This is a genomic window from Pseudomonas sp. OVF7, from assembly GCF_030644265.1.
In the GTDB taxonomy this organism is placed as follows: Bacteria; Pseudomonadota; Gammaproteobacteria; order Pseudomonadales; family Pseudomonadaceae; genus Aquipseudomonas; species Aquipseudomonas gorinensis.
On sequence record NZ_CP128996.1, the window covers coordinates 2,870,032 to 2,894,568 of the forward strand.

General features: G+C 58.3%; 24 protein-coding genes and 4 tRNA genes. 7 read left to right on the top strand and 21 right to left on the bottom strand.

The annotated features are described in order from the left end of the window. Nucleotides 1–19: 19 nt before the first annotated feature. On the bottom strand, nt 20–343 hold the full coding sequence (locus tag QU606_RS13225; RefSeq protein ID WP_008432855.1) for a hypothetical protein: 324 nt from the start codon (nt 341–343) through the stop codon (nt 20–22). Nucleotides 344–578: 235 nt separating this feature from the next. Beyond that, nucleotides 579–1,067, bottom strand: a complete 489-nt coding sequence (locus tag QU606_RS13230; protein ID WP_019821334.1) for a hypothetical protein — start codon at nt 1,065–1,067, stop codon at nt 579–581. A gap of 205 nt (nt 1,068–1,272) precedes the next feature. Here QU606_RS13230 and mobH point away from each other — a divergent pair, with 205 nt between their 5' ends. Both mobH and xerC read left to right on the top strand, forming a co-directional pair. Then, on the top strand, nt 1,273–3,159 hold the full coding sequence (gene mobH / locus QU606_RS13235; RefSeq protein ID WP_008432854.1) for a MobH family relaxase: 1,887 nt from the start codon (nt 1,273–1,275) through the stop codon (nt 3,157–3,159). Continuing rightward, nucleotides 3,156–4,475 (top strand): tyrosine recombinase XerC, encoded by a 1,320-nt coding sequence (gene xerC, locus QU606_RS13240; protein WP_008432853.1) that lies wholly within the window; start codon nt 3,156–3,158, stop codon nt 4,473–4,475. Before mobH ends, xerC begins: the two co-directional genes overlap by 4 nt. 169 nt (nt 4,476–4,644) lie before the next feature. Here xerC and QU606_RS13245 read toward each other — a convergent pair. From QU606_RS13245 to rluD, 7 genes are all read right to left on the bottom strand, one after another. Continuing rightward, nucleotides 4,645–4,721: transfer RNA gene (locus tag QU606_RS13245), tRNA-Pro, on the bottom strand. A gap of 188 nt (nt 4,722–4,909) precedes the next feature. Continuing rightward, a tRNA-Lys gene (locus tag QU606_RS13250) sits at nt 4,910–4,985 on the bottom strand. Between the two features lie 5 nt (nt 4,986–4,990). After that, nucleotides 4,991–5,067 (bottom strand) — tRNA-Pro (locus tag QU606_RS13255). A gap of 10 nt (nt 5,068–5,077) precedes the next feature. Then, a tRNA-Asn gene (locus QU606_RS13260) sits at nt 5,078–5,153 on the bottom strand. A 303-nt stretch (nt 5,154–5,456) separates the two neighbouring features. Beyond that, entirely contained in the window at nt 5,457–8,021 is a 2,565-nt protein-coding gene (gene clpB / locus QU606_RS13265; RefSeq protein ID WP_024073343.1) for an ATP-dependent chaperone ClpB, read from the bottom strand. Between the two features lie 154 nt (nt 8,022–8,175). After that, entirely contained in the window at nt 8,176–8,901 is a 726-nt protein-coding gene (gene pgeF, locus QU606_RS13270; RefSeq protein WP_069075204.1) for a peptidoglycan editing factor PgeF, read from the bottom strand. Next, on the bottom strand, nt 8,898–9,860 hold the full coding sequence (rluD, locus tag QU606_RS13275) for a 23S rRNA pseudouridine(1911/1915/1917) synthase RluD (protein ID WP_024073341.1): 963 nt from the start codon (nt 9,858–9,860) through the stop codon (nt 8,898–8,900). Before rluD ends, pgeF begins: the two co-directional genes overlap by 4 nt. Before the next feature lie 149 nt (nt 9,861–10,009). On the opposite strand from rluD, the gene QU606_RS13280 reads away from it, so the two are divergent. Beyond that, on the top strand, nt 10,010–11,035 hold the full coding sequence (locus QU606_RS13280; RefSeq protein WP_024073340.1) for an outer membrane protein assembly factor BamD: 1,026 nt from the start codon (nt 10,010–10,012) through the stop codon (nt 11,033–11,035). A 127-nt stretch (nt 11,036–11,162) separates the two neighbouring features. Then, the gene (locus tag QU606_RS13285; protein WP_024073339.1) at nt 11,163–11,396 is read left to right on the top strand and encodes a PP0621 family protein; all 234 of its coding nucleotides are present in this window, start codon (nt 11,163–11,165) and stop codon (nt 11,394–11,396) included. On the opposite strand, the gene thiO is transcribed toward QU606_RS13285, so the two are convergent. Genes thiO through pilV form a run of 5 tightly spaced genes read right to left on the bottom strand, consistent with a single transcriptional unit; the run spans nt 11,383 to nt 14,689 of the window. Beyond that, nucleotides 11,383–12,492, bottom strand: coding sequence for a glycine oxidase ThiO (gene thiO / locus QU606_RS13290; protein WP_041161094.1), 1,110 nt, complete (start codon nt 12,490–12,492; stop codon nt 11,383–11,385). The two genes, QU606_RS13285 and thiO, sit on opposite strands and share 14 nt — an antisense overlap. Before the next feature lie 56 nt (nt 12,493–12,548). Beyond that, nucleotides 12,549–12,950, bottom strand: a complete 402-nt coding sequence (locus QU606_RS13295) for a type IV pilin protein (protein ID WP_024073337.1) — start codon at nt 12,948–12,950, stop codon at nt 12,549–12,551. 11 nt (nt 12,951–12,961) lie between these two features. After that, nucleotides 12,962–13,492 carry a PilX N-terminal domain-containing pilus assembly protein gene (locus QU606_RS13300; protein WP_024073336.1) on the bottom strand — a complete coding sequence of 177 codons (531 nt, stop codon included), beginning with the start codon at nt 13,490–13,492 and terminating at the stop codon, nt 12,962–12,964. Between the two features lie 7 nt (nt 13,493–13,499). Continuing rightward, a complete protein-coding gene (locus tag QU606_RS13305) occupies nt 13,500–14,207 on the bottom strand; it encodes a PilW family protein (protein WP_102624663.1) in 708 nt (235 codons plus the stop codon). Next, nucleotides 14,204–14,689: a type IV pilus modification protein PilV gene (gene pilV, locus QU606_RS13310; protein ID WP_041160836.1), complete on the bottom strand. Its 486-nt coding sequence runs from the start codon at nt 14,687–14,689 to the stop codon at nt 14,204–14,206. The genes QU606_RS13305 and pilV overlap by 4 nt, the downstream gene beginning before the upstream one ends. A gap of 204 nt (nt 14,690–14,893) precedes the next feature. Here pilV and QU606_RS13315 point away from each other — a divergent pair, with 204 nt between their 5' ends. After that, entirely contained in the window at nt 14,894–15,475 is a 582-nt protein-coding gene (locus tag QU606_RS13315; RefSeq protein WP_024073333.1) for a GspH/FimT family protein, read from the top strand. Here QU606_RS13315 and ispH read toward each other — a convergent pair. From ispH to murJ, 6 genes are all read right to left on the bottom strand, one after another. Continuing rightward, nucleotides 15,429–16,376, bottom strand: a complete 948-nt coding sequence (gene ispH, locus QU606_RS13320; protein ID WP_024073332.1) for a 4-hydroxy-3-methylbut-2-enyl diphosphate reductase — start codon at nt 16,374–16,376, stop codon at nt 15,429–15,431. The genes QU606_RS13315 and ispH overlap by 47 nt on opposite strands. Before the next feature lie 194 nt (nt 16,377–16,570). Continuing rightward, complete coding sequence (fkpB, locus tag QU606_RS13325) at nt 16,571–17,008, bottom strand: FKBP-type peptidyl-prolyl cis-trans isomerase (RefSeq protein WP_172831370.1); 438 nt, start codon at nt 17,006–17,008, stop codon at nt 16,571–16,573. A 7-nt stretch (nt 17,009–17,015) separates the two neighbouring features. Further along, a complete protein-coding gene (gene lspA / locus QU606_RS13330; protein WP_024073330.1) occupies nt 17,016–17,528 on the bottom strand; it encodes a signal peptidase II in 513 nt (170 codons plus the stop codon). After that, on the bottom strand, nt 17,521–20,352 hold the full coding sequence (gene ileS, locus QU606_RS13335; protein ID WP_304998429.1) for an isoleucine--tRNA ligase: 2,832 nt from the start codon (nt 20,350–20,352) through the stop codon (nt 17,521–17,523). The genes lspA and ileS overlap by 8 nt, the downstream gene beginning before the upstream one ends. Before the next feature lie 14 nt (nt 20,353–20,366). After that, nucleotides 20,367–21,305, bottom strand: coding sequence for a bifunctional riboflavin kinase/FAD synthetase (gene ribF, locus QU606_RS13340; RefSeq protein ID WP_024073328.1), 939 nt, complete (start codon nt 21,303–21,305; stop codon nt 20,367–20,369). Between the two features lie 119 nt (nt 21,306–21,424). After that, nucleotides 21,425–22,963: a murein biosynthesis integral membrane protein MurJ gene (gene murJ / locus QU606_RS13345; protein WP_304998430.1), complete on the bottom strand. Its 1,539-nt coding sequence runs from the start codon at nt 22,961–22,963 to the stop codon at nt 21,425–21,427. Nucleotides 22,964–23,216: 253 nt separating this feature from the next. Here murJ and rpsT point away from each other — a divergent pair, with 253 nt between their 5' ends. Continuing rightward, nucleotides 23,217–23,495, top strand: a complete 279-nt coding sequence (gene rpsT, locus QU606_RS13350; protein WP_016976313.1) for a 30S ribosomal protein S20 — start codon at nt 23,217–23,219, stop codon at nt 23,493–23,495. A 205-nt stretch (nt 23,496–23,700) separates the two neighbouring features. Here rpsT and QU606_RS13355 read toward each other — a convergent pair whose 3' ends face one another. Beyond that, the gene (locus QU606_RS13355; protein ID WP_012722137.1) at nt 23,701–24,186 is read right to left on the bottom strand and encodes a peptidylprolyl isomerase; all 486 of its coding nucleotides are present in this window, start codon (nt 24,184–24,186) and stop codon (nt 23,701–23,703) included. Here QU606_RS13355 and QU606_RS13360 point away from each other — a divergent pair. Beyond that, nucleotides 24,185–24,475 (top strand): DUF3565 domain-containing protein, encoded by a 291-nt coding sequence (locus QU606_RS13360; protein WP_024073326.1) that lies wholly within the window; start codon nt 24,185–24,187, stop codon nt 24,473–24,475. The two genes, QU606_RS13355 and QU606_RS13360, sit on opposite strands and share 2 nt — an antisense overlap. The last annotated feature ends 62 nt before the right edge of the window (nt 24,476–24,537 follow it).

The window sequence follows — 24,537 nt, forward strand, 5'->3', positions numbered from 1 at the left end:
TATCATTGATATGAGACCCTTAATCATCGTCGTCTACACGTTGACCAGCAACATAGTACCCATAGCCATCGGGGCCATAGCATTGACCATACTCTATCTGGTTTCTGCGAGGCGTAGGTCTGTGATTCAACGCCCAGAGCCCTCCACCCAAAACCAAGGTAAATACTGCAACGCTGATAATCCCGCTGAAAATGTCTGCAGAAAAATATAGGAGTACGGCAGCCACAACCAGACGCTTGACCCAACGCAGGGTACGGTTCTGACTGCACCAAACGAGGCGCGCAGCCTGACCCAGGCCATAGCCTAAGCGACTTGCTACTCCCTGAGAGGTCTGTGCGGTCATGGTGCGTCTCCTTCTTACCCGGTCTAGGGGCGATTTGACATTACTTATAATACCGATTTTTCTATGCTGCAAGATCATGAGACAAACGGCCTTTGCCTTCAGCACCAGATGCCCCCCTTTCACAACAAAAATGGCCCAAAAGGTAAAAGGTTTTGTAGAAGCGAATGGAATGGTTCACAAGGGTAAAAGCCTTACCCGAAAGGGCCGCTTTCAGCGGGAAAAAGGTCCAATCTCATCAACGCATCTCGCGAGTCGAATAAACTTCAACTAACTCGTCTTCTGTAAAATTACTAAGCAAAGAAAAGTATTCAGCTCTGGACTCAACCGTCAACGGTTGGATAGAACCTAAATTAATAAGAGTTGAAACAGCCTCGTCAGGAGTCATTTCGCTAGTAAGTGGGGCTCTCTGCCCAGAGTAATAAACCTTGTCAGACGCAATAGCTACATCCAGCAGTTCACGTACTTCACCATAACGAGCGGAACGCGCAGCGGTTAGAAACACTCCATCAAAAATGACCAAGACGCTATCAACGTGAGGAATAATATATTTAGCTAAGGCGACAACCAGAGGAAGGTTGTTGTCCCACCTTGCTTCCTCATCATCAAGATCATTCCCTACACTAGCAAAAAGAATGATCTCATCACACTTATTGTCACGTATCAAATCACAAAGTGCCCAAACATTATCTGAGGTTGATTTCGTAGCGTAGCGAAGTGAAACCATCATTTTTTCCTCACATAGTCGATCTGCGGCCCCGTGCCCTTAGACCGAAACGACGATAATTCTGCATTCCTTTCTCCGTCACCACCATAGAAAGATGGCTCTTCGCCAAAAGAAATACCCGAGGCAACCAGTGATCCTTTCCCCTTGCTCGCCCCCCCTTTGATAGGAGAAAAGCCTGCCCCATGAATCATTTACGGAGCAGGCGATGTTCTCTATTTTCCGCCGCAATAAAGCGCTACCCGCCCAAAGCCCCTCCCCTAACGGTTTTATACAGCCGGCCTCTAGCCAAGCACTACTGGCATCGCCGCGCCGTCAGAAACTACTGGAGAACATTTGGCAGCGCGCATCGTTATCTCGCTCACAGTTTGTCGAGCTCTATAGGCGTCCACTTGAGCGCTACGCGGAGTTGGTCCAGCAGCTCCCTGCTTCGCAAAACCACCATCATGCACACCCTGGCGGCATGCTGGATCACGGGCTTGAAATCGTCGCCTATGCCTTGAAAATTCGACAGAGCTACCTGCTTCCTATAGGCGCACCGCCGGAGTCTCAATCAGCACAGGCTGAGGCCTGGACTGCCGCCGCGGCTTACGGCGCTCTGATACACGACCTCGGCAAGATCGCCGTCGACGTGCACGTCGAGCTGGCAGGAGGTAAAACCTGGCACCCGTGGCACGGCCCAATCGATCGTCCCTATCGATTCCGTTACGTGAAAGGACGCAACTACCAACTTCACGGAGCCGCTGCCGCACTGATCTACGCGCAGATCCTCTCCTCAGAAATCTTAGATTGGCTCAGTAATTTCCCCGAAGTGTGGTCGCAGTTAATCTTCATTTTGGCTGGTCAGTACGAACATGCCGGCATTTTGGGAGAGATCGTGGTCAAGGCCGATCAGGCGTCCGTCGCACAGGAGCTCGGTGGAAATCCAGCCCGCGCGCTGTCCGCGCCCAAACAGTCTTTGCAGCGTCAATTAGCAGATGGGTTGCGTCACCTGGTCCGAGATACATTCAAACTGAATCAACCCGATGGACCGTCAGATGGATGGCTGACACAGGATGCTCTTTGGCTGGTTAGCAAGCCTATTGCTGATCAATTGCGAGCCTATTTGCTGACCAAAGGCGTTGAAGGTGTACCCAGTACGAATGCGCCTTTCTTCAACATGCTGCAAGATCAGGGGGTAATCCAAACCAATGCCCAAGACAAGGCAATCTGGAAAGCCACGATAGACAATGGTCGTGGCTGGCGAAACACCTTCACCCTGCTGAAGCTCTCACCGGCACTGATCTGGAATGATCCAAGTGATCGGCCCACAGCTTACGCTGGGACTCTTGAGGTAGAAGCTGGCAACCCGGTAGAAGACTCTGCAGCTGAAAATACCGTCGCCACACCGGCCAAAAAGTTGCCTTCGGAAATTCAATCCAGCCCTGTGCCGGCGCCTTTAGCACCGGCACAGCCATCACCGTTCGAACTACCTCAGCATTCCTCGAGCAGTACAGATGAATTTGACGAGCTACTGGCGCTCCTTGGTAACATCAATGAGCCATCAGAAGACACCAAAAACAAAGCGGTCTCAGCGGCACATACCGCGCCTCCGAAACTGGATGAAATCCAGCCTTCCCAAACCTCCAATCAAGGAGGTGCGCCTTTAGCAATAATCGAAGAAGTCACTCCGATGCCTAGCAATAACACCGAGATCGGTCAGGGATTTGTTGAATGGCTTAAGAAAGGCATCGCATCCCGGACCATCATTATCAACGATACCAAAGCGCTGGTTCATACCGTAGCAGGGACCGCTATGCTGGTAACGCCTGGAATTTTCAAACGCTACGTCCTTGAATTCCCCCATATCGAACAGCAAGCCAAAGTACAGCAAGTCAGCGCCTGGCAGCTGGTTCAACGTAGTTTCGAGAAACAGAAACTTCATCGAAAAACGCATAAGAGTTTGAATATTTGGACCTGTGACGTTGTTGGACCTCGAAAATCCAAGCAGCTCAAGGGGTACTTACTACTAGACCCGCGAACAATCTTCTCTGAGGTCCCTTTCGACAATATCAGCCTGTCCTTGAAGTCAGAAGCAACGGAGCCGCCACAATGACGACGCCCTCGAATCTGACGGAGGAATACATCTTTGCCCATGATCTGCGGCCTGCCAGTGCAAAGATCTATCGCGCCTCGACCAAAGCACTACTCAAGCATTTCCGAACGGCCTCAGTTGAGGAGATCGATCATCGTGCGGTTCTGACATGGCGAAAAAAAGTCCTTGAGAACGGATTATCCAAACGCAGCTGGAACACCTATTCAAATCACCTTCGAACTGTTTGGGGCTACGCCATAGAACACGGCCTGATGACCCATACCACGATCAACCCATTCAAGAAAACCAGCGTTATCCCACCAAAGCGAGCCAGCAAGACAATCAATGGAGACGCCATCCAACGAGCACGCAACTGGCTCATATCCCTTGTAGGCCAAGAACGTTGTACGCATGAACGTAGCCAGATCACACCTGCCTGGTTCTGGCTCAGCGTCTTCGAGATGTTTTATTACACAGGCATACGTCTGAATGCCCTGCTGTGCCTGCGTTACAAAGATATCGACTGGGACAGCCAGATGATCTTGGTCCGCGGTGAAACAGAGAAGACCCATCGGGAGTTTTTCCTCCCCATTATGGAAGGACTCGCTCCACACTTATCCAGGATCTTGGGGGAGGCCGAGAAAATCGGTTTTTCACCAGACGATCAGCTGTTCAACGTCAACAGATTCTCTCGTCACTTCCATGGCAAGGAAATGAACATCGACCAGGTGGAGTCAATGTACGGCAAGCTCACCGATAAGATCGGCGTGCGCATGACCCCTCACCGCTTCAGGCACACATTAGCAACAGACTTGATGAAGCAGCCTGAGCGAAACATTCATCTCACGAAAAGCCTGCTGAATCATTCGAATCTAGCGACAACGATGAATTACATAGAGGCGGACTACGACCATATGCGTGCTGTTCTACATGAGCGGAGTCGGGCTCAGGGCGCTCTGAGCCGAGTGACACGGGTTGATCCAAGTGGCAAACCCTCTGCCCCCTTACCCGCCAAAATAGGTGTGCATTCACAGGAAACCGCTCAACCAGAGCCCAAGAAGCTGCCAGCTCCACAACAATCTAGCAGCACAGAGGTCAGTATTGATCGGCGGACCAAGTCGACTGGCCGAAGCGCGCTACAGAAGGCTCTCGAGCTCGCATCTGCGCAACTGCATCGCGAGTCAATGACATGCTCTATGGACCCACCAGTAGATCAAGTAGAGCAGAGTCTACTATTGACGCTAATGGCGAGCGGGCTTGGTGTCGGCACATTCAGGAAACGCACCTCAACTGAGCATTCAATGCGAAGCTCATCATTTTCCAGAGCATCGCCCTAGTACGCTCATAATCAAAGCGCACTGGCTATAGGGAATTCTGGTTGGCCAGAGGCTTTCGCATGCCCGGAATAAAGAACCAGGTCGAAATCCGGATTTTTTCCAGACGAACGGTACGACTTTGCTCAAGGCACAAAAAAAGGCGTCATAAAGACGCCTTTTTCATTAAATATGGTCGGGGTAGGGGGATTCGAACTCCCGACATCCTGCTCCCAAAGCAGGCGCGCTACCGGACTGCGCTATACCCCGGAATGCGCATCGCAAAGCCTATGCACATTGACATCATGACGAACCGAAACTACTGTTCGCCTCAGACGGCTGCATGTCTACGGCGATATCTAAGTGCTGTAACACTTTCCAAAACCGTAAAACCGCCTCTATCAGAGCTAGAACCTCTGATTCTAAGATTTGATTCCAGCGTCAACTGGTCTCAAAAATGGTGGGTCGTGTGGGATTCGAACCTACGACCAATTGGTTAAAAGCCAACTGCTCTACCAACTGAGCTAACGACCCAAAAATGGTCGGGGTAAGGGGATTCGAACTCCTGACATCCTGCTCCCAAAGCAGGCGCGCTACCGGACTGCGCTATACCCCGGTTTTGAAATTGGCTCCGTGACCAGGACTCGAACCTGGGACCCAATGATTAACAGTCATTTGCTCTACCGACTGAGCTATCACGGAACTACACATTTCAAATTTACAACTTTTACTGCGATACAACCTTCTCTTCGATCCGTCCGTATCGCTACGTTCGTGTCTCTGAGGCGCGCTATTCTACAATCTTAAAAACCCCTGTCAACCCTTTAAATTGCTTTTAAGACAATGATTTGCGCTTCTTTCTGATTTCTCCTTGGGGAGAAGAAACCCGTGGGCTGACGTTGCTGCGGGGCGCACTTTACAAGCCTTTGCCTTACAGTTCAACGCCCTAACGAAAAAAAAGGCCCCGCAATGCGGGGCCTCCTCTTATCGCCATACAGGCAAGGCTCAGTGGAAGACGATTTCGTCGTTTTCCACGGTCGCCGTGACGCTGGTCCCTGGCATGAAGCTGCCCGACAGGATCAATTGCGCCAGTGGGTTCTCGATCCAGCGCTGGATCGCACGTTTCAATGGCCGTGCGCCATACACCGGGTCGTAACCGACCGCGATCAATTTGTCCAACGCCTCGCGGCTCAGCTCCAGCGACAACTCGCGCTCGGCCAGGCGGCTGCGCAGGCGTCCCAGCTGGATCTCGGTGATACCCGCAATCTGATCCCGCGCCAAAGGCTCGAAGATCACCACTTCGTCGACCCGGTTGATGAATTCCGGGCGGAAGTGCGAGGTCAACGCATCCATCACCGCAGCGCGCTGGGCTTCGCGATCACCCACCAGTTCCTGGATCTGTACCGACCCCAGGTTGGAGGTCATCACGATCACCGTATTACGGAAATCCACGGTACGCCCGTGGCTGTCCGTCAGGCGGCCATCTTCCAACACTTGCAGCAGGATGTTGAACACATCCGGGTGGGCCTTCTCGACCTCATCCAGCAGGATCACCGAGTAAGGCTTGCGCCGCACTGCTTCGGTCAGGTAACCGCCCTCTTCGTAGCCTACATAGCCTGGTGGAGCCCCAATCAGCCGAGCCACGGAGTGTTTCTCCATGAACTCGGACATATCGATGCGCACCATGGCCTCTTCGGTATCGAAAAGGAACTCGGCCAGGGCTTTGCACAGCTCAGTCTTACCCACACCGGTCGGGCCGAGGAACATGAACGAGCCACTCGGACGGTTCGGGTCGGACAAGCCAGCCCGGGAACGTCGTACCGCGTTGGACACCGCCACCACCGCCTCTTCCTGACCGATGACGCGCTGGTGCAACAGGCTTTCCATCTTCATCAGCTTGTCGCGCTCGCCTTCGAGCATTTTCGACACAGGGATACCGGTCCACTTCGAGACGACTTCGGCAATTTCTTCCTCGGTCACCTTGCTGCGCAGCAACTGGTTTTCGCTCTTGCCGTGCTGGTCGACCATTTGCAGGCTGCGCTCCAGGTCGGGGATCACCCCGTACTGCAACTCCGCCATGCGGTTCAGGTCGCCCTTGCGGCGTGCCGCTTCCAGCTCCTGGCGCGACTGCTCGATTTTTTGCTGGATCTGCGCAGACCCCTGCACTTCGGCTTTTTCCGAGGTCCAGATTTCTTCGAGGTCCGAATACTCACGTTCCAGACGCTGGATTTCTTCCTGGAGTTTTTCCAGGCGTTTCTTCGCGGCCTCGTCTTCTTCCTTTTTCAGGGCCTGGGATTCGACCTTCAGTTGAATCAGGCGCCGATCCAGACGATCGAGTACTTCCGGCTTGGAGTCGATCTCCATGCGAATGCGGCTGGCCGCTTCGTCGATCAAGTCGATGGCTTTGTCCGGCAACTGACGGTCGGTGATATAGCGATGACTCAATTTGGCCGCCGCAATGATCGCGCCGTCGGTAATCGCTACCTTGTGGTGGACCTCATAGCGTTCTTTCAGGCCACGCAGGATCGCGATGGTGTCTTCTTCGCTCGGCTCTTCCACCAGCACTTTCTGGAAGCGACGCTCAAGGGCCGCATCTTTCTCAATGTACTGGCGATACTCGTTAAGCGTGGTCGCACCGACGCAATGCAGCTCACCCCGGGCCAACGCGGGCTTGAGCATATTGCCAGCGTCCATGGAGCCTTCGCCTTTACCGGCGCCGACCATGGTGTGCAACTCGTCGATGAACAGAATGATCTGCCCTTCCTGCTTCGACAGCTCGTTCAGCAGGGATTTGAGGCGCTCTTCGAACTCGCCACGGAACTTGGCACCGGCAATCAACGACCCCATGTCCAGGGACAGCAGACGCTTGCCCTTCAGGCCGTCTGGCACTTCACCATTGATGATGCGCTGGGCCAGGCCTTCGGCAATCGCGGTCTTACCCACGCCAGGCTCACCGATCAGCACCGGGTTGTTCTTGGTGCGGCGCTGCAGAACCTGGATGGTGCGACGAATTTCGTCGTCACGGCCAATCACCGGATCCAGCTTGCCCTCTTCGGCACGCTTGGTCAGGTCGACGGTGTACTTGTCCAGTGCCTGGCGCGACTCCTCATGGTTGGGGTCGTTCACCGCGTCGCCACCGCGCAGGTTGTTGATGGCGTTTTCCAGGGCTTTCTTGCTCACGCCCTGACCCAGCAACAACTTGCCGAGCTTGCTGTTCTCGTCCATCGCGGCGAGCAACACCAGCTCGCTGGAGATGAACTGGTCACCTTTCTGCTGCGCCAGGCGGTCAGCCTGGTTGAGCAGGCGTGCCAAGTCCTGCGACATATTCACGTCGCCGGTAGGATTTTGGATTTTCGGCAGTTGGTCGAGCTCTTTGCTCAACTCCTTGCGCAGGCTGTTGACGTCAAAGCCCACTTGCATCAGCAGCGGCTTGATAGAACCACCTTGCTGTTCCAGAAGCGCCTGCATCAAGTGCGCAGGCTCAATCGCCGGATGGTCGAGACCGACCGCCAAGGATTGGGAGTCCGATAAGGCCAACTGCAATTTGCTGGTTAAACGATCAATACGCATTAGTCACCTTCCTTTTGAGCAGGCCGGAGCTATGTATGAGCGAGCATGCTCGCGAGTAACACATCCTGAATGAAGAAACCTGCCAGATAGCCTTATAGATGTGGCCGATTCTGGGAGATTCAAGCTATGGCCAATTGACGCAGATCAGAAGAGTCTAGCGCTCCAGCCAAATAAGGGAGGCAAATCGACCGGTGCGCGGATTGCGCCGGTAGGAAAAGAAGCGGGGATCGGTCACGGTGCAGAAATCGCCACCGTAGATGGCAGTGACACCGCGTGCGGCAAGGCGCAAACGGGCCAATTGGTAGATATCGGCCATGAACTTGCCAGGGTTGCGGCTCGGCACAAATGCTTCGGCGGTACCCGGTAGCTGTTGCATGAAGGCTTCGCGCACTTCCGGGCCAACCTCAAAGGCTTGCGGGCCAATCGCGGGGCCCAGCCACACCAGGATATCGGCAGGCTCGGTTTCCAGGCTTTCGACAGCCGCCTCCAGGATGCCCGCCGCCAAGCCACGCCAGCCGGCATGGGCAGCGGCGACGCGGGTACCGGCACGGTTGCAGAACAGCGCGGGCAGACAATCGGCCGTCATGGACGTACAGGCGATACCCGGGGTACTGGTCCAACTGCCATCAGCTTCGGCAATACGGCTCGGGTCAGCCTCGACCACCACCACCCCGTGGACCTGACGCAGCCAGGCCGGCTGGATATGAAAGGCTTCAGTCAGGCGACGACGGTTTTCGAGCACCGCCTCAGGGCTGTCCTCGACATGATCGCCCAGGTTGAGGCTGTCGAACGGCGCCAGGCTGACGCCGCCCGCACGGGTGGTGACGCAGGCCTTGACCTGAGCCGGCGCGGGCCAGTCAGGAATCAGCCAGTCACTCATCCGATAAACGCCTCGCGATCCTGCTTGAGCAGCGACAACAGCCACACCAGATCGTCTGGAAGAGGCGATTCCCAGCTCATCCGCTTACCGCTCGTCGGATGATCCAGTTCCAGGAAGCGTGCATGCAGCGCCTGGCGCGGGAATGACTTGAGCGACTCAACCATGGTGGCACTGGCCGCTGGCGGAATGCGGAAGCGACCACCGTAGGCCGGATCGCCGACCAACGGGAAGTTGATGTGGGCCATGTGCACACGAATCTGGTGGGTACGGCCGGTTTCCAGCTTGACCCGCACATGGGTGTGGGAGCGGAAACGCTCCAGCACACGGTAGTGGCTCACGGCCTGCTTGCCACCCTCCATCACCGCCATGCGCTGGCGCTGCTGGCCGTGACGGCCAATGGGTGCGTTGATCTTGCCACCCGCCACCACGACGCCGATCACGATGCATTCGTAGATGCGGCTGACGCTGCGGCTCTGCAACTGTGTAACCAGTTGCGTTTGCGCCTGAATGGTCTTGGCCACCACCATCAAGCCGGTGGTGTCCTTGTCCAGACGGTGCACGATGCCACAGCGCGGGACGTTGATGATGTCCGGCACGTGGTGCAACAGGGCATTGAGCAAGGTGCCATCAGCGTGCCCAGCCGCCGGGTGAACCACCAGGCCTGCGGGTTTGTTGATGACCAGGATGTCGTCGTCTTCATAGACGATGTCCAGCTCGATGTCCTGGGCGACCCATTCTCCCTGGGCTTCCTGCTCGGCAGTCAGCTCAAGAATCGCACCACCATGCACTATGTCTCGCGGGCGGATAACCGCTCCATCCACAGTCAGGCGGCCGTCTTTGATCCAGGCGGAAAGGCGCGAGCGCGAGTGCTCAGCGAATAATTGTGCGGCGACTTGATCGAGGCGTTGGCCGCCCAATTCGGACGGCACCTCTGCGCGAAGTTCAATTTTATCGGACATGCTCAGACTAGGCGTGGCACAGCCTTTGGTTTCGGCTGCGCGCTTGTGGTTAAATACGGCGTCTTTTGCCCCGAGGCTTTCAACGGGGCGCTCATCATAACAGGACGGCCCCGCCCAAGACAGCGGCCGTCATAGGGACGCAAGCCGCCATGCAAGTGAAACACCTGCTGCTGATCGCCATCCTCGCCATGACTGCTGCTTGCTCGTCAACAAAGGAAGTCGTCGACGAAAACCTGAGCGAAGTCGAGCTGTATCAATTAGCTCAAAAAGACTTGGACAATAATAGCTACACCAGCGCCACAGCGAAGCTGAAGGCCCTGGAGTCGCGCTATCCGTTCGGACGCTACGCCGACCAGGCCCAGCTCGAGCTGATCTACGCCAACTACAAGAACGCCGAGCCGGAAGCCGCCAAGTCCGCCGCCGAGCGTTTTATCCGCCTGCACCCCCAGCACCCGAACGTCGACTACGCCTACTACATGAAGGGCCTGACCTCGTTCGACCAGGACGTTGGCCTGCTGGCGCGCTTCCTGCCGCTGGACATGACCAAGCGTGACCCTGGCGCTGCCCGCGACTCCTACAACGAGTTCGCCCAGTTGACCAGCCGCTACCCTAACAGCCGCTACGCGCCGGACGCCAAGCAGCGCATGATCTACCTGCGCAACCTGCTGGCTTCCTACGAAATCCACGTTGCCCACTACTACCTGACCCGTCAGGCCTATGTTGCCGCCGCCAACCGTGGTCGCTATGTAGTGGAGAACTTCCAGGAAACCCCTTCGGTGGGTGATGGCCTGGCAGTGATGACCGAGGCTTACCAGCGCCTGCACCTGGACGCCCTGGCGGCCACCAGCCTGGAAACCCTGAAGCTCAACTACCCGGACCACCCAAGCCTGAAAGACGGCCAGTTCGTGCCTCAAGTGGCCGAAGCAGACAACCGTTCGTGGCTGAGCAAGTACACCTTGGGCCTGATCGAGTCCCGTCCACCGCTGCCGCCGGGCGAAACCCGCGCCAACCAGGACGTGATGAAGCAGTTCCAGGACGCCAAGGAAGCGATTCCTTCGGACCTCAAGCCGCATGACGAAAATGGTGATGTGATCGAAGAAGAAACGCCACAAGCCTTGGGCAACAACCAGGATCGTTCGTGGTTCAGCTACATGACCTTCGGCGTGTTCGACTGACCGTTCGACACGACGCAAAAAGGGAGCCCTTGGTGGCTCCCTTTTTTATGGGCGCGTATTTATTACGCTGTGCGCCCGCCACGTCCTTGGCTAAACTGCCACATTCCTTGTCGAGAAACTGCCCATCATGCTTCGTCTACTGTTCTGGATTGCCGTCATTGCTGCCGCGGTATGGTTCTGGCGCAAATTCAAAAGCCCCGCAGCCAGACAGCAACGGGCCGGCGAACCCGATGCAGCCTTGATGGTGCGTTGCGCTCACTGCGGCGTGCACTTGCCAAAGGATCGCGCGTTGAGCACCGGACAGATGTGGTACTGCACCCAGGCGCATCTGGAGCAAGGCCCCAAGTCTATCCAGCGTTGATCCGACCTGCTGGGGAGTAAGGCGCTGGGTCAATGATCGGCGTGCGCTTGAGCAGCAAGTCGGCAAACAACTGACAGGACGCCGGCGCCAACACCAGGCCATTGCGGTAATGCCCGCAATTGAGCCACAGCCCCTTGAAGCCTGGTACTTCGCCGATGTAGGGAATCCCTTCCGGCGAACCAGGCCGCAAACCCGCCCAATGGCCTACCACTTCAGCCTCCGCCAGGGCTGGAATCAGCTCTACGGCAGAGGCCCTCAGGCTTTCCAACGCCGACTCGGTTGGGGTTTTATCGAAACCTTCATGCTCCAGGGTGCTGCCTATCAGGATATGCCCGTCACGCCGAGGAATCGCATAACGCCCCTTGGCCAGCACCATGCGCGATAAAAAGTCAGGCGCGCACTTGTACAAAATCATCTGGCCCTTAACCGGCTCCACAGGCAGCGACAGGCCCAGCTTGCCGAGCAACTCCCCGCTCCAGGCGCCGGCCGCAAGCACGACCTGCTCACCGAAAATCGGCCCTGCGGCCGTGTTCACGCCCACTACCTTGTCGCCTTCCAGCACAAACCCTTCGACTTCGCACTGCTCGTGTATCGTCACCCCAGGCAACGCCGACAACGCGGCCCTGAGCGATTTGATCAAGCGCGGGTTACGCACATTGGCCACGTTCGCCATGTAGATCGCCTGGGAGTAGCCGCCACCCAGCACCGGGACCGCATCATGGGCAGCCGACACATCCACCTTGCTCAATGGCCGCCCCTCACGCGCGGCCCAGGCCAAGGCTTCGGCTTCATCTTCCAAGTCCAACCAGTACAGCCCCGTGGTGTGAACCTGCGGGTCGACCCCGGTATCAGCAAACAAGCGCTCAGCCAGCTGTGGATAAAAATCCTGGGACCAATGGGCCAACGCCGTGACCGCCGGGCTGTAGCGCCACGGATACAATGGCGAAACAATACCGCCGCCCGCCCAGGAAGATTCCTGCCCAAGCCCCGCTCGCTCCAACAGGACGACCGCCCGGCCCTGGGTAGCCAGGTTGAACGCCGTCAACAAGCCGATTACTCCACCACCGACAATCACCACTTGCTGCTTAGCCATCATTTGATCCAGCCGATAAAAAGGGAAAAGCGCGCCCGGCGCCCAATCGAACACTCTCATCATTGCCCCCAGCACGTCGTACGCGACATGTCAGGTGCTGCGCCCGGATTACTGCGCACGCCGGTACTGGTCAGGCTGAATTCGCCGCAACGATCACCCGCCATGACTGAGTCGACGACCGGCGTGGCTAGCAGGCTGAACGCCTGAGGGTTCAATGCCACGCTGATTCTATAGCGATCATTGCCGGCACTGATGCCGTTTGCGTCAATAAAAGTGCCGTTCCTCGTGTAATAGCGTTCCAGATGCTGGGCCTGTTCAGTCAACAGCGCGACAATTTCCGCGCGATAAACCTTTTGGACATGGCCGGTATACCCGGGGTAGGCGATACCAGCCAGCAACGCGATGATCGCCACCGCGATCAACAACTCAATCAGGGTAAAACCTCGGCTATCCATGCCCATGACACCATTCCTCAGTAAAGTTGCCGCCACAACACTCGCTGAAACCGCGCCCCACTGCCTTCGCCGACCCGCGCATACACCACCTCCAGCACAGTGCGTGATTGACCGCTGAGCCCTACAGCCGTGACCCGATACAGCATTGCCGGGGTTTCGGGCGGCAGATGAACCAGCCCCACAGCTGGGCCGAGGGATTGAATAGCGTAAAGGCCACCCGTCATGGCAACCCAGGTCACTGCGGACACGGGATGAAGCCCAGCACCAGTTACCGAAGACGCCTCGCCTGGCGGTGCACAGGTCACGAGTGACGTGCATGTTGGCCACGCACCACCTGCCCGCCGCAGGGCTGTCTCCCCCAGCCGAAGGCCGCTTTCAGCACTTTGCAGCGACTGATTGCGATGCCAGAAGCTGCCGGCGATCTTCTGCTGGGACACGGCCCCCTGCATCGAAGACAGGCCCACCAGGGATAACAACAGCAGGAATACCAGGCTGATCAACAGCACCATTCCCGCCTGGCGAAGATCGACACGCTTATCAAGCCCCATGAGCGCCCTACCCCAACCGGTTACGCAGTGCGGCAACGACGCTCCAGGTTTGAGCCTTCACGCGCTCCGTCGGGTCGTGCAGCGTGAGGAGAATGCGGACACTGAGGATCAATGAAGCATCGAGCGGGCTGGACTCATACCGCACCACGCGTGTCGAACCCGGTCGGTCCGCCATGCCAAAACTGATATCGAACGCCTGCACGCCATCCACCAGCACCGCCTTGGCCGGGGATGCTGGCGTACTGGCTTTCATCTGGCCCGACTCAAAGGTGTAGGTGACCTGGCGTATGCCAAACCGAATCTGCCCCGGTGCAGCGGGCGGTGGCGTGCCCGAATAGGCCTGGGCGGAACCGGAGCAGTCGGACAACACCGTCCAGTCCGGCTTCCCGCTGCCTTCACCAATATCCGCCGTAACCAGCGTCAGGGACCTTGAGCTGCCCGCCCCTGCCCAACTGATCGGCCGCTCAAAGGCCTGCGGCGCATTCTCGATAAAGCCCGCATCCAGGCAACCAAACATGCCCGCCAGGCGAATGTCCTGAATCAATTTGCCGAGCGCAAATCGCGCATCGTCTTGCATCAGCATGGCTGACTGCTGAGTGGCCTGGGTCGATCGAGCGCTGATTGCGACCTGGCTGACGCCAAGTACCAGCATCAACCCGACCGCCAATGCCAACAACAACTCCAGCAGGCTGAACCCACGTACCGCGCGGTTCATGGCCCCACCTGCGGCTCGCTGGCGATGCGGCTGGTCAGGGTGAAGGTTTCCCGCGCGCCACCGCTGTTTGCGCCACGGCCATCGTCCCAACTGATGCTGACGATCACCTCATTGCCGCGCATGACCACCGAACCTTGGCCGCTCTCACCAGCAAAACCGACGATATTGGCTTCGAAGTCGTGCAAGTCCAAGTCACGCACACTCGCCCCGGCAGTGACGGAAGGGGCACGTTCGGCCAGCCCCCACGAATAGTCGGCGCCCGAGTTGGCGCGAAGACGGTCGAGCATGTCGTAGGCGATAAAGCTGGCCTGGCTGGTCATTCGCGCGCTGTCGGTGTACTTGAGCGCGTTGAGCTGGACCACCGCTGCGCCGAGCAGGCCAACGGCGAGTATCAACACCGCCACCAACACCTCGATCAGCGTCATGCCAGTTTGGTGCTCGGGTGCAGCAGGGGTTAGAAAAACGTCAGGGCAAGCAAGCATTACCGTCGTCATCCATGTCGAAGGCCGGGGAAAGCAGGAAAAACCTGCTGTGCGGCCAAAGACTAGCGGCGGTTTTTCGACCGTGCTGCTCCCGGAACATAGGGAAATACTTTGGACATAAAAGCCATCATTCAACGCCCCCTTCAGGGCGCTATACCTAAGCCTGCCATCTGATTATCTACCGCGTCCAAGGAGGGACGGCATATGACACAACGCGGCTTTACCCTGATCGAGCTGCTACTCGGGCTGATCATAAGTGGCGTCCTGGCTCACCTGGCCGTGCCAAGTTTCAAGGGGTTGCTTGAGTCACAGCAGCGGCACAGCGCAGCGCAATCCTTGGCCGGCGGCATGCGCTACGCCCGCACCGAAGCCATCGCACGCAACCGAGCGGTGATCATTCATGCGATGGACGACGACTGGAGTCGAGGGTGGCGGGTGATCGTGGACGTGAGCGGGCGCGGGCACCTGGACAACAAAAACCCCGTATTACTGGAGCGCCAGGACAGTGGACGCGTACCGATCGTGGGCAACGGGCCCGTCAAGCACCAAGTACGCTTCAGCGGGTTGGGCGAGCCTGTGTTTGCAGGCGGGGGATTCCGTGCCGGCACCGTCCATGTGTGTGCGACGGATCAGGCACAGAGCCTGTTCCAGGTGGTACTGGCGCCCAGCGGACGCATCAGCCTGCGCAGCGATAAAACCGAGCAGGCCTTGTGCCGGGGCTACGCCGCCACCCTGGGGCTCAGAGCAGCGAGCGAACCCGCAGCTCCTTGGGCATGGAGAAAGTGATGTTCTCTTCACGTCCGGCGAGCTCATCGGCACCCGTGGCACCCCAGGCCTGCAACTGCTGGATCACACCACGCACCAGGACTTCCGGCGCCGAAGCGCCCGCCGTGATGCCGATCCGCTCGACACCGTCGAACCAACTGCGCTGCATGTCTTCGGCACCATCGATCAGGTACGCCGGGGTCGCCATCCGCTCGGCCAGCTCACGCAGCCGATTGGAGTTGGAGCTGTTGGGGCTGCCAACGACCAACACCACGTCGCACTCATCAGCCAATTGCTTGACCGCATCCTGGCGGTTTTGAGTGGCGTAGCAGATGTCATCCTTGCGTGGACCGCCAATCGCCGGGAAACGTGTGCGCAGGGCATCGATCACGCGACTGGTGTCGTCCATGGACAAGGTGGTCTGGGTCACGAAGGCCAAGCGTTCAGGGTTATGCACCTGCAAGCTGGCGACGTCCTTTTCGTCCTCCACCAGGTAGATCGCACCACCATTGCTGCCGTCGTATTGGCCCATGGTGCCTTCGACTTCCGGATGGCCAGCATGGCCGATCAGGATGCACTCACGGCCGTCGCGGCTGTAGCGCGCAACTTCGATGTGAACCTTGGTCACCAGCGGGCAGGTGGCATCGAAGACTTTCAGGCCACGCCCGGCAGCTTCAGTACGCACCGCCTGGGAGACCCCGTGGGCGCTGAAGATGACGATGACGTCGTCCGGCACCTGGTCCAGCTCTTCGACAAAGATCGCGCCGCGAGCGCGCAGGTCTTCGACCACGAATTTGTTGTGGACCACTTCATGGCGTACGTAAATCGGCGGTCCGAAGACTTCCAGGGCGCGATTGACGATTTCGATCGCCCGGTCCACGCCAGCGCAGAAGCCACGGGGGTTGGCGAGTTTGATTTGCATGCGGTGCCTCGTGTCTTGCGGCTATTTTGGGTCAGGCGTGACGCTGACCCAAACGACAATGAAGATCATAGGTGGGAGGGGGCTTGCCCCCGATGGCGGTGGGTCAGTAGACAAACCTTTGACTGAACCACCGCTATCGGGGGCAAGCCCCCCTCCCACACAAGCCCACTCCACACATGATTGTGTGTCGTTGATCAGATTGCTTTAACGTCGATGATTTCAACGTCGAACGTCAAGGTTTTACCGGCCAACGGGTGATTGAAGTCGATGGTTACCTGCGCATCATCGAAAGCCTTGACCACACCAGGCAACTCGGTGTTCGCCGCATCGTTGAAGATCACCAGCAGGCCTTCCGACAGCTCCATATCCTGGAACTGCGAACGCGGGATGATCTGCACGTTTTGCGGGTTTGGCTGGCCAAAGGCGTTTTCCGGCAGGATCTGCAGGTTGCGCTTGTCGCCGGCCTTGAAACCGAACAGGGCCGCTTCGAAACCCGGCAGCAGGTTGCCATCACCCACCTTGAAGGTCGCCGGGGCTTTGTCGAACGTGCTGTCGACCGTGTCGCCATTCTCCAGGCGCAGTGCGAAATGCAAAGTGACTTCCGTGTTCTGGCCGATACGTTGTTCAGCCAATACCTGATCAGTCATTGACGGTCTCTCCGGTTTTCTTACTCTTGAACATATCCAGCGCCAGCATGATTGCACCGACGGTGATGGCGCTGTCGGCAAAGTTGAACGCCGGGAAGTACCAGCGGTTCTGCCAGTGCACCAGAATGAAGTCGATCACATGGCCCAGGGCAATGCGGTCGTACAAGTTGCCCAGCGCGCCGCCCAGCACCAGGGCCAAGGCGATCGCCAGCCAGGTGTCATCGCGGCCCAGGCGCTTGAGCCAGACCACCAGCACCGCACTGACCACCACGGCAATCAGGGCGAACAGCCAGCGCTGCCAGCCACCGCTGTCAGCGAGGAAACTGAAGGCGGCGCCGGTGTTGTAGGCCAGGGTCCAGCTGAAGTAATCCGGAATTACCACGATCTGCTGGAACATCTCCAGGGAACCCTCGAAATGAGCCTTGCTGACCTGGTCGATGACCAGTACCAGCACGCTCAGTACGAGCCAGCCCAGGCGTCCGAAACGATCCGCTGCATCAGGCATAGTGGCGAACCTCGCCAGCACCGCTGATGTTGTCGACGCAACGACCGCAGATTTCCGGATGCTCGGGGTTTACGCCAACGTCTTCACGACAGTGCCAGCAACGGGCGCACTTAGGGAACGCCGACTTGACCACTTTGAGCTTGAGGCCCGGTACTTCGGTGGCCACGGCATCCGCTGGAGCCTGGGCAAAGGGTGCCAGGCTGGCGGTGGACGTGATCAACACGAAGCGCAGTTCGTTGCTCAGCTTGGCCAGGTCGGCGGTCAGGCTTTCCTCGGCAAACAGGGTGACTTCGGCCTGCAGGTTGCCACCGACGGCCTTGGCCGCACGCTGGACTTCCAGTTCCTTGTTCACCGCGACCTTCACGGCCATCACGCCTTCCCAGTACTCGCGACCCAGCTCGAAGTCGGCCGGCAGTTCGGTCAGGCCTTCATACCAGGTGTTGAGCATCACGGACTCGTTACGCTCGCCCGGCAGGTACTCCCACAGTTCGTCGGCGGTGAAGGCCAGGATCGGTGCGATCCAGCGCACCAGCGCTTCGCTGATGTGGTACAGCGCGGTCTGCGCCGAACGGCGCGCCTTGCTGTTGGCGCCGGTGGTGTACTGGCGGTCCTTGATGATATCGAGGTAGAAACCACCCAGTTCCTGCACGCAGAAATTGTGGATCTTCGAGTACACGTTCCAGAAGCGGTATTCGCCGTAGTGCTCCTGCAGCTCGCGCTGCAGCAACAGGGTACGGTCCACGGCCCAACGGTCCAGGGCGAGCATGTCCTCGGCCGGCAGGATGTCGGTGGCCGGGTTGAAACCGGTCAGGTTCGACAGCATGAAGCGTGCGGTATTGCGGATACGACGGTAGGCATCGGCGCTGCGGGCCAGAATCTGGTCCGACACGGCGATCTCGCCCGAGTAATCGGTCGAGGCTACCCACAGACGCATGATGTCGGCACCCAAGGTGTCGTTGATCTTTTTCGGTTCGATCACGTTCTTCAGCGACTTGGACATCTTGCGGCCCGTCTCGTCGACGGTGAAACCGTGGGTCAGCAGTTCGCGGTACGGGGCGTGGTCGTCGATGGCGCAACCCGTCAGCAACGAGGAGTGGAACCAGCCACGGTGCTGGTCCGAGCCTTCCAGGTAGAGGTCCGCACGTGGGCCGTTCTCGTGGCCCATCGGGTGCGAGCCGCGCAATACGTGCCAGTGGGTAGTACCGGAGTCGAACCACACGTCGAGGGTGTCGCTGATCTTGTCGTACAGCGGCGCTTCGTCACCCAGCAGCTCGGCGGCATCCAGCTTGAACCAGGCTTCGATGCCTTCCTGTTCAACGCGTTGAGCCACGGTTTCCATCAGTTCGACAGTGCGAGGGTGCAGTTCGCCGCTTTCCTTGTTCAGGAAGAACGGGATCGGCACACCCCAGTTGCGCTGGCGGGAGATGCACCAGTCTGGACGATTGGCGATCATCGAGTGCAGGCGCGCCTGGCCCCAGGCCGGGACGAACTTGGTGTCTTCGATGGCTTTGAGCGAGCGCACACGCAGGGTGTCGCCGCTGGCGGGCTCTTTGTCCATGCCGATGAACCACTGCGCGGTGGCGCGGTAGATCAGCGGGGTCTTGTGGCGCCAGCAGTGCATATAGCTGTGCTGGATAGTCGCGGTTTGCATGAGTGCGCCGACTTCGCGCAGCTTGTCGATGATCGCCTGGTCGGCCTTGAAGATGAACTGGCCACCGAAGAACTCCAGCGAAGGCGCATATACGCCATTGCTTTGCACCGGGTTGATGATGTCATCGTTCACCAGGCCGTACTTCTTGCAGATGACGAAGTCGTCCACGCCATAGGCAGGCGAGCAGTGAACCACGCCGGTACCGGAACCCAGCTCGACGTAGTCAGCCAGGTACACCGGCGACAGGCGGTCGTAGAACGGATGACGGAAGTTGATCAGTTCCAGCGCAGAGCCGGTCGTGGTAGCAATCACCGAGCCTTGCAGCTCGTAGCGAGCCAGGCAGGCCTCGACCATTTCTTCAGCCAGCACCAGCAGCCGATCACCAACGTCCACCAGGGCGTAGGTGAACTCCGGGTGCACGTTCAGCGCCTGGTTGGCCGGAATGGTCCACGGGGTGGTGGTCCAGATCACGATGGCGGCAGGCTTGGCCAGGCTCGACAGGCCGAAGGCCTCGGCGAGCTTGACGTCGTCGGCAACCGGGAAGGCCACGTCGATGGTCGAGGACTTCTTGTCTTCGTACTCGACTTCCGCTTCAGCCAGGGCCGAACCGCAGTCAAAGCACCAGTTCACGGGCTTGAGGCCCTTGAACACGAAACCGCCCTTGACGATTTCGGCCAAGGCGCGGATTTCACCGGCCTCGTTCTTGAAGTTCATGGTCTTGTACGGGTTGTCCCAATCGCCCAGCACGCCCAGGCGGATGAATTCGGACTTCTGCCCTTCGATCTGCTCGCTGGCGTAGGCACGGCACAGCTCGCGGGTCTTGTCGGCGCCCAGGTTCTTGCCGTAGGTCACTTCGACTTTGTGTTCGATCGGCAGGCCATGGCAGTCCCAACCCGGAACATAAGGCGCGTCGAAACCCGAAAGGGTTTTCGAACGGATGATCATGTCCTTGAGAATCTTGTTCAGCGCATGACCGATGTGAATCGTGCCGTTGGCGTAAGGAGGGCCGTCGTGCAGAACGAATTTCGGACGATCCTTGCCAATTTCGCGCAACTTTCCGTACAGGCCAATACTGTCCCAGCGCTGCAGGATCTGCGGTTCGCGCTGTGGCAGGCCGGCCTTCATTGGGAAGGCGGTGTCCGGAAGGTTTAGCGTGGCTTTATAGTCGGTCATTTAAGGCTCTTCGGTTAGCGATGGGCGCTAGGTGCGGCTAGTGCACGGGCGGCGGCGACATCCGCATTGATCGCCGTTTTCAACGCCTCCAGGGAGGCGAAACGCTGCTCTTCACGCAGCTTCTGGTGGAAAACCACCGTCAAACGCCGGTCATACAGATCACCGGCAAAATCCAAAAGGTGAACTTCCAGGTGGGCCTTGCCATCACCTGCAACCGTGGGCCTGACACCTATATTGGCGACTCCCGGCCACGATTGGCCGTCGATATCGACGCTCACCAGGTAAACCCCGGTCAGCGGCACACGACGGCGCTTGAGTTGCACGTTGGCAGTTGGCGTACCCAGTTGGCGCGCCAGCTTCTGGCCGTGCAATACCCGCCCGGCAATGCGGAACGGGCGACCGAGCAGACGCTCGGCCAAGGCGAAGTCGGCAGCGGCCAGGGCATTACGCACCTGGGTGCTGCTCACGCGCAGGCCATCCAGTTCGACGGTTTGCGCGGCTTCGACGGTAAACCCCTGGGTGACACCGGCGTGTTGCAGGAAATCGAAATCGCCGACCCGGTCACAACCGAAACGGAAGTCGTCGCCGACCTCCAAATGCTGTACGCCCAGGCCATCGACCAGGATACGGTCGACAAACTCAGCGGCGCTGAGGCTCTGCAAACGCTGGTTGAAGGCCAGGCAGAGGACGCGGTCCACACCTTCGTCGGCCAGCAGTTGCAGCTTGTCCCGAAGGCGGGCCAGACGGGCCGGTGCCGTTTCCGGGGTAAAGTATTCCCGCGGCTGCGGCTCAAAAATCACCACGCAGCTGGGCACGCCCAACTCGACCGCACGCTCGCGCAGCCTTGCCAGGATAGCCTGGTGGCCACGGTGAACACCGTCAAAGTTGCCAATAGTGGCGACGCAGCCCCGATGCTGGGGGCGCAGGTTGTGGAGACCTCGAACCAGCTGCATAACGCGCTTCTTGCTCATAAAGTGGTCGATTATAACCACACCCGGCCCCGGATCACAGGCAACAGCGCAGGCCAAATGGGTCGAATCGATAAAACAATCGTTTTATCACGGCAAAGTCTCTATCCCAGCGACTTGCGATTGAAATCCCGCAGGCGGAAGCCCTGCAGCAGCAACATCCCGAAGTACACCACCACACCGGCGACGACAAGTACGCCAAGGCGCATGAAGCGCTCCAACATATGGCCTTGATCCCAGGCGGGCATGATGTGCATCAGCCCGAGCAGCACGGCCGACATCATCGCCACCGCTACCAGCAACTTGAGCGCAAACATCCCCCAGCCCGGCTGCGGTTGGAACATCTGCTGCTTACGCAGTTGATAAAACAGCAGGCCCGCATTGATACAGGCACCGGCGCTGATCGCCAAGGCAAGACCGGCGTGGGCCAGCGGGCCGATGAATACCAGGTTGAGCAGTTGCGTGACGATCAGCGTGAAGATTGCAATCTTCACCGGCGTGCGGATGTTTTGCTGGGCGTAGAAACCCGGCGCCAGCACTTTGATCACGATAATGCCGAGCAGGCCGACGGAGTAGGCAATCAACGCATGCTGGGTCATCAGGGCGTCGTGTGCATCGAATTGCCCGTACTGGAACAGCGACACCGTCAGCGGCTCAGCCAGGATTCCCAGCGCCAGGGAGCACGGCAACACCAGGACGAAACACAGGCGCAGCCCCCAGTCGAGAATGCGCGAGTACTCCTGGCGATCCTTGCTGGCGTAGGTACGCGCCAGGGTCGGCAGCAAAATCGTGCCCAGGGCAACGCCAAGCACGCCGGACGGCAGTTCCATCAGACGATCGGCGTAGTACATCCACGACACCGAGCCGGAGACCAGCAGCGAGGCAAACGCGGTGTTGATGATCAGGGAAATCTGACTGACCGACACACCGAGGATCGCCGGCAACATGTTGCGCATTACGCGCCAGACGCCTGTGTCCTTGAGGTTCAGGCGCGGCAGGACGAGCATGCCGATCTTTTTCAGGTGCGGCAGTTGGTACAGCAATTGCGCCAGCCCGCCTGCCAGGACCGCCCAGCCCAGGGCCATGACCGGCGGATCGAAGTACGGCGTAAGGAACAGCGCGAAGATAATCATGCTGACGTTCAGCAGGGTCGGCACGAAGGCCGGCACCGAGAAACGATTCCAGGTATTGAGGATCGCCCCGGCCAGGGAGGATAGGGAGATCAGCAATATATAAGGAAAGGTCGCGCGCAACAGATCAGTGGTCAGCGCGAATTTTTCCGGGGTGTTGGCGAAACCGGGCGCCGTCGCCCAGATCACCCAGGGGGCGGCGAGCATGCCGGCGATGGTCACCAGCATCAATACCAGGGTGAGCAGGCCCGAGACGTAGGCAATAAAGGTACGGGTCGCCTCTTCGCCCTGCTGGGTCTTGTATTCAGCCAGGATCGGCACGAACGCCTGGGAAAATGCGCCCTCGGCGAAGATTCGCCGCAGCAGGTTGGGCAGCTTAAACGCTATAAAGAAGGCATCCGTGGCCATGCTGGCGCCAAAAATGCGCGCCAGCAGGGTGTCACGCACAAACCCCAAAACCCGGGAGATCATCGTGATAGAGCTGACGGCGGCCAACGATTTGAGCAGATTCATTGAAAGAGTTTGCGCCTATAGATAAAGAGCAGGCGAACTAAGCGCCTACATATGCGATACTGCGCGCCTGCAACAGCACAGAGCCAAAGCTCGCGAGTTTACAGGTCAAGCGCCGGAAATAAATCACCCGCCTCTTCAGATCGACCACTCAGCAGTTCGCATCAGCCGCCCTTGACAACCCATCAAGTCATCGGCATGATTCGCGGCCTATTTTGTTTGCTATTTCCTAAAAAGTCTTTCGAGGAGCTCGACGGTGGCCAACACACCTTCCGCCAAAAAACGTGCAAAACAGGCTGAGAAGCGTCGCAGCCACAACGCCAGCCTGCGTTCCATGGTTCGTACCTACATCAAGAATGTAGTTAAAGCCATCGACACCAAAGACGCTGAAAAAGCCCAAGCTGCTTACGTTCTGGCAGTGCCGGTTATCGACCGTATGGCCGATAAAGGCATCATCCACAAGAACAAGGCCGCTCGTCATAAGAGCCGCCTGAATGGCCACATCAAGGCTCTGAGCGTTGCAGCAGCAGCCTAAGTGGTAAGAACTGCCACGTAACCCCGGTTGCGTAACAGTTAAGAAATGCCCCGTACCGAAAGGTCCGGGGCATTTTTGTTTGTGCCTGAAAAGTCCTGGCCGTGATCTGTGGCAAGCCCGCTCGCCAAAAAAACGGGGAATTCCGGGCAAAAAAACGCCCCGAACCAGTCGGGGCATTTTTGCTACCACCTGATCAGTGCATCAATCAGTGGTGGTGACCGCCTTCACCGTGGACGTGGCCGTGAGCCACTTCTTCCTGGGAAGCGTCGCGGATGGCGACGATCTTCACTTGGAAGTTCAGGCGCTGGCCTGCCAGGGGGTGGTTACCGTCGACAGTCACATCGTCGCCGTCCAGATCACGGATGGTGACGATCTGCATTTGGCCGTCCGGCGCGGAAGCGTGGAACTGCATGCCCACTTCCAACTCGTCGACGCCTTCGAACATGCTGCGGCTCAGGGTGCTGACCAGTTCGGCGGAGTATTCGCCGTAGGCATCTTCAGGCTCTACGGCCACGGTCAGTTCATCACCAACCTGTTTGCCTTCCAGCGCCTTTTCCAGGCCCGGGATGATATTACCTGCGCCTTGCAGGTAGACCAGCGGCGCGCCGCCGGCTGAGCTGTCGATGACCTCACCAGCGTCGTTGGTCAGGGTATAGTCGATGGAGACAGCCTTGTTAGCGGCGATCGTCATGGGGCGAGACCTTTTGCATAAGAATGAAGAACGGACAAGTCTAAACAAGGATTTGCCCGAAAGCGAACAGAACCCGGACGGACGGGACCGATCAACGGCCTCGTTCATCACCGGATTCCACCAGGACGACGACCTGCACTGGGTTGCCGAGCTGTCCTGTGGACACACCCAGCACCTGCGCCACCAGCCGCCCTGGCAGTCTCGTGTCTGGGTGCTGGAGCCCACGCAACGCCTTGAAAAAATAGGCCAGCCCTTTGCCTGCGGCTGGTGTGCGCAGGAGCGCGAATAACGATAACCTTGGCGCCTGATTCCCGGTAGGCACTCAACCATAGAGCGCCACCGAAGCCATGC

Coding starts and splice junctions, on each gene's coding strand:
- QU606_RS13225 (WP_008432855.1), bottom strand. CDS start 343: ATGACCGCACAGACCTCTCAGGGAGTAGCAAGTCGCTTAGGCTATGGC.
- QU606_RS13230 (WP_019821334.1), bottom strand. CDS start 1,067: ATGGTTTCACTTCGCTACGCTACGAAATCAACCTCAGATAATGTTTGG.
- mobH (WP_008432854.1), top strand. CDS start 1,273: ATGTTCTCTATTTTCCGCCGCAATAAAGCGCTACCCGCCCAAAGCCCC.
- xerC (WP_008432853.1), top strand. CDS start 3,156: ATGACGACGCCCTCGAATCTGACGGAGGAATACATCTTTGCCCATGAT.
- clpB (WP_024073343.1), bottom strand. CDS start 8,021: ATGCGTATTGATCGTTTAACCAGCAAATTGCAGTTGGCCTTATCGGAC.
- pgeF (WP_069075204.1), bottom strand. CDS start 8,901: ATGAGTGACTGGCTGATTCCTGACTGGCCCGCGCCGGCTCAGGTCAAG.
- rluD (WP_024073341.1), bottom strand. CDS start 9,860: ATGTCCGATAAAATTGAACTTCGCGCAGAGGTGCCGTCCGAATTGGGC.
- QU606_RS13280 (WP_024073340.1), top strand. CDS start 10,010: ATGCAAGTGAAACACCTGCTGCTGATCGCCATCCTCGCCATGACTGCT.
- QU606_RS13285 (WP_024073339.1), top strand. CDS start 11,163: ATGCTTCGTCTACTGTTCTGGATTGCCGTCATTGCTGCCGCGGTATGG.
- thiO (WP_041161094.1), bottom strand. CDS start 12,492: ATGATGGCTAAGCAGCAAGTGGTGATTGTCGGTGGTGGAGTAATCGGC.
- QU606_RS13295 (WP_024073337.1), bottom strand. CDS start 12,950: ATGGGCATGGATAGCCGAGGTTTTACCCTGATTGAGTTGTTGATCGCG.
- QU606_RS13300 (WP_024073336.1), bottom strand. CDS start 13,492: ATGGGGCTTGATAAGCGTGTCGATCTTCGCCAGGCGGGAATGGTGCTG.
- QU606_RS13305 (WP_102624663.1), bottom strand. CDS start 14,207: ATGAACCGCGCGGTACGTGGGTTCAGCCTGCTGGAGTTGTTGTTGGCA.
- pilV (WP_041160836.1), bottom strand. CDS start 14,689: ATGCTTGCTTGCCCTGACGTTTTTCTAACCCCTGCTGCACCCGAGCAC.
- QU606_RS13315 (WP_024073333.1), top strand. CDS start 14,894: ATGACACAACGCGGCTTTACCCTGATCGAGCTGCTACTCGGGCTGATC.
- ispH (WP_024073332.1), bottom strand. CDS start 16,376: ATGCAAATCAAACTCGCCAACCCCCGTGGCTTCTGCGCTGGCGTGGAC.
- lspA (WP_024073330.1), bottom strand. CDS start 17,528: ATGCCTGATGCAGCGGATCGTTTCGGACGCCTGGGCTGGCTCGTACTG.
- ileS (WP_304998429.1), bottom strand. CDS start 20,352: ATGACCGACTATAAAGCCACGCTAAACCTTCCGGACACCGCCTTCCCA.
- ribF (WP_024073328.1), bottom strand. CDS start 21,305: ATGCAGCTGGTTCGAGGTCTCCACAACCTGCGCCCCCAGCATCGGGGC.
- murJ (WP_304998430.1), bottom strand. CDS start 22,963: ATGAATCTGCTCAAATCGTTGGCCGCCGTCAGCTCTATCACGATGATC.
- QU606_RS13360 (WP_024073326.1), top strand. CDS start 24,185: ATGGGGCGAGACCTTTTGCATAAGAATGAAGAACGGACAAGTCTAAAC.
- QU606_RS13355 (WP_012722137.1), bottom strand. CDS start 24,186: ATGACGATCGCCGCTAACAAGGCTGTCTCCATCGACTATACCCTGACC.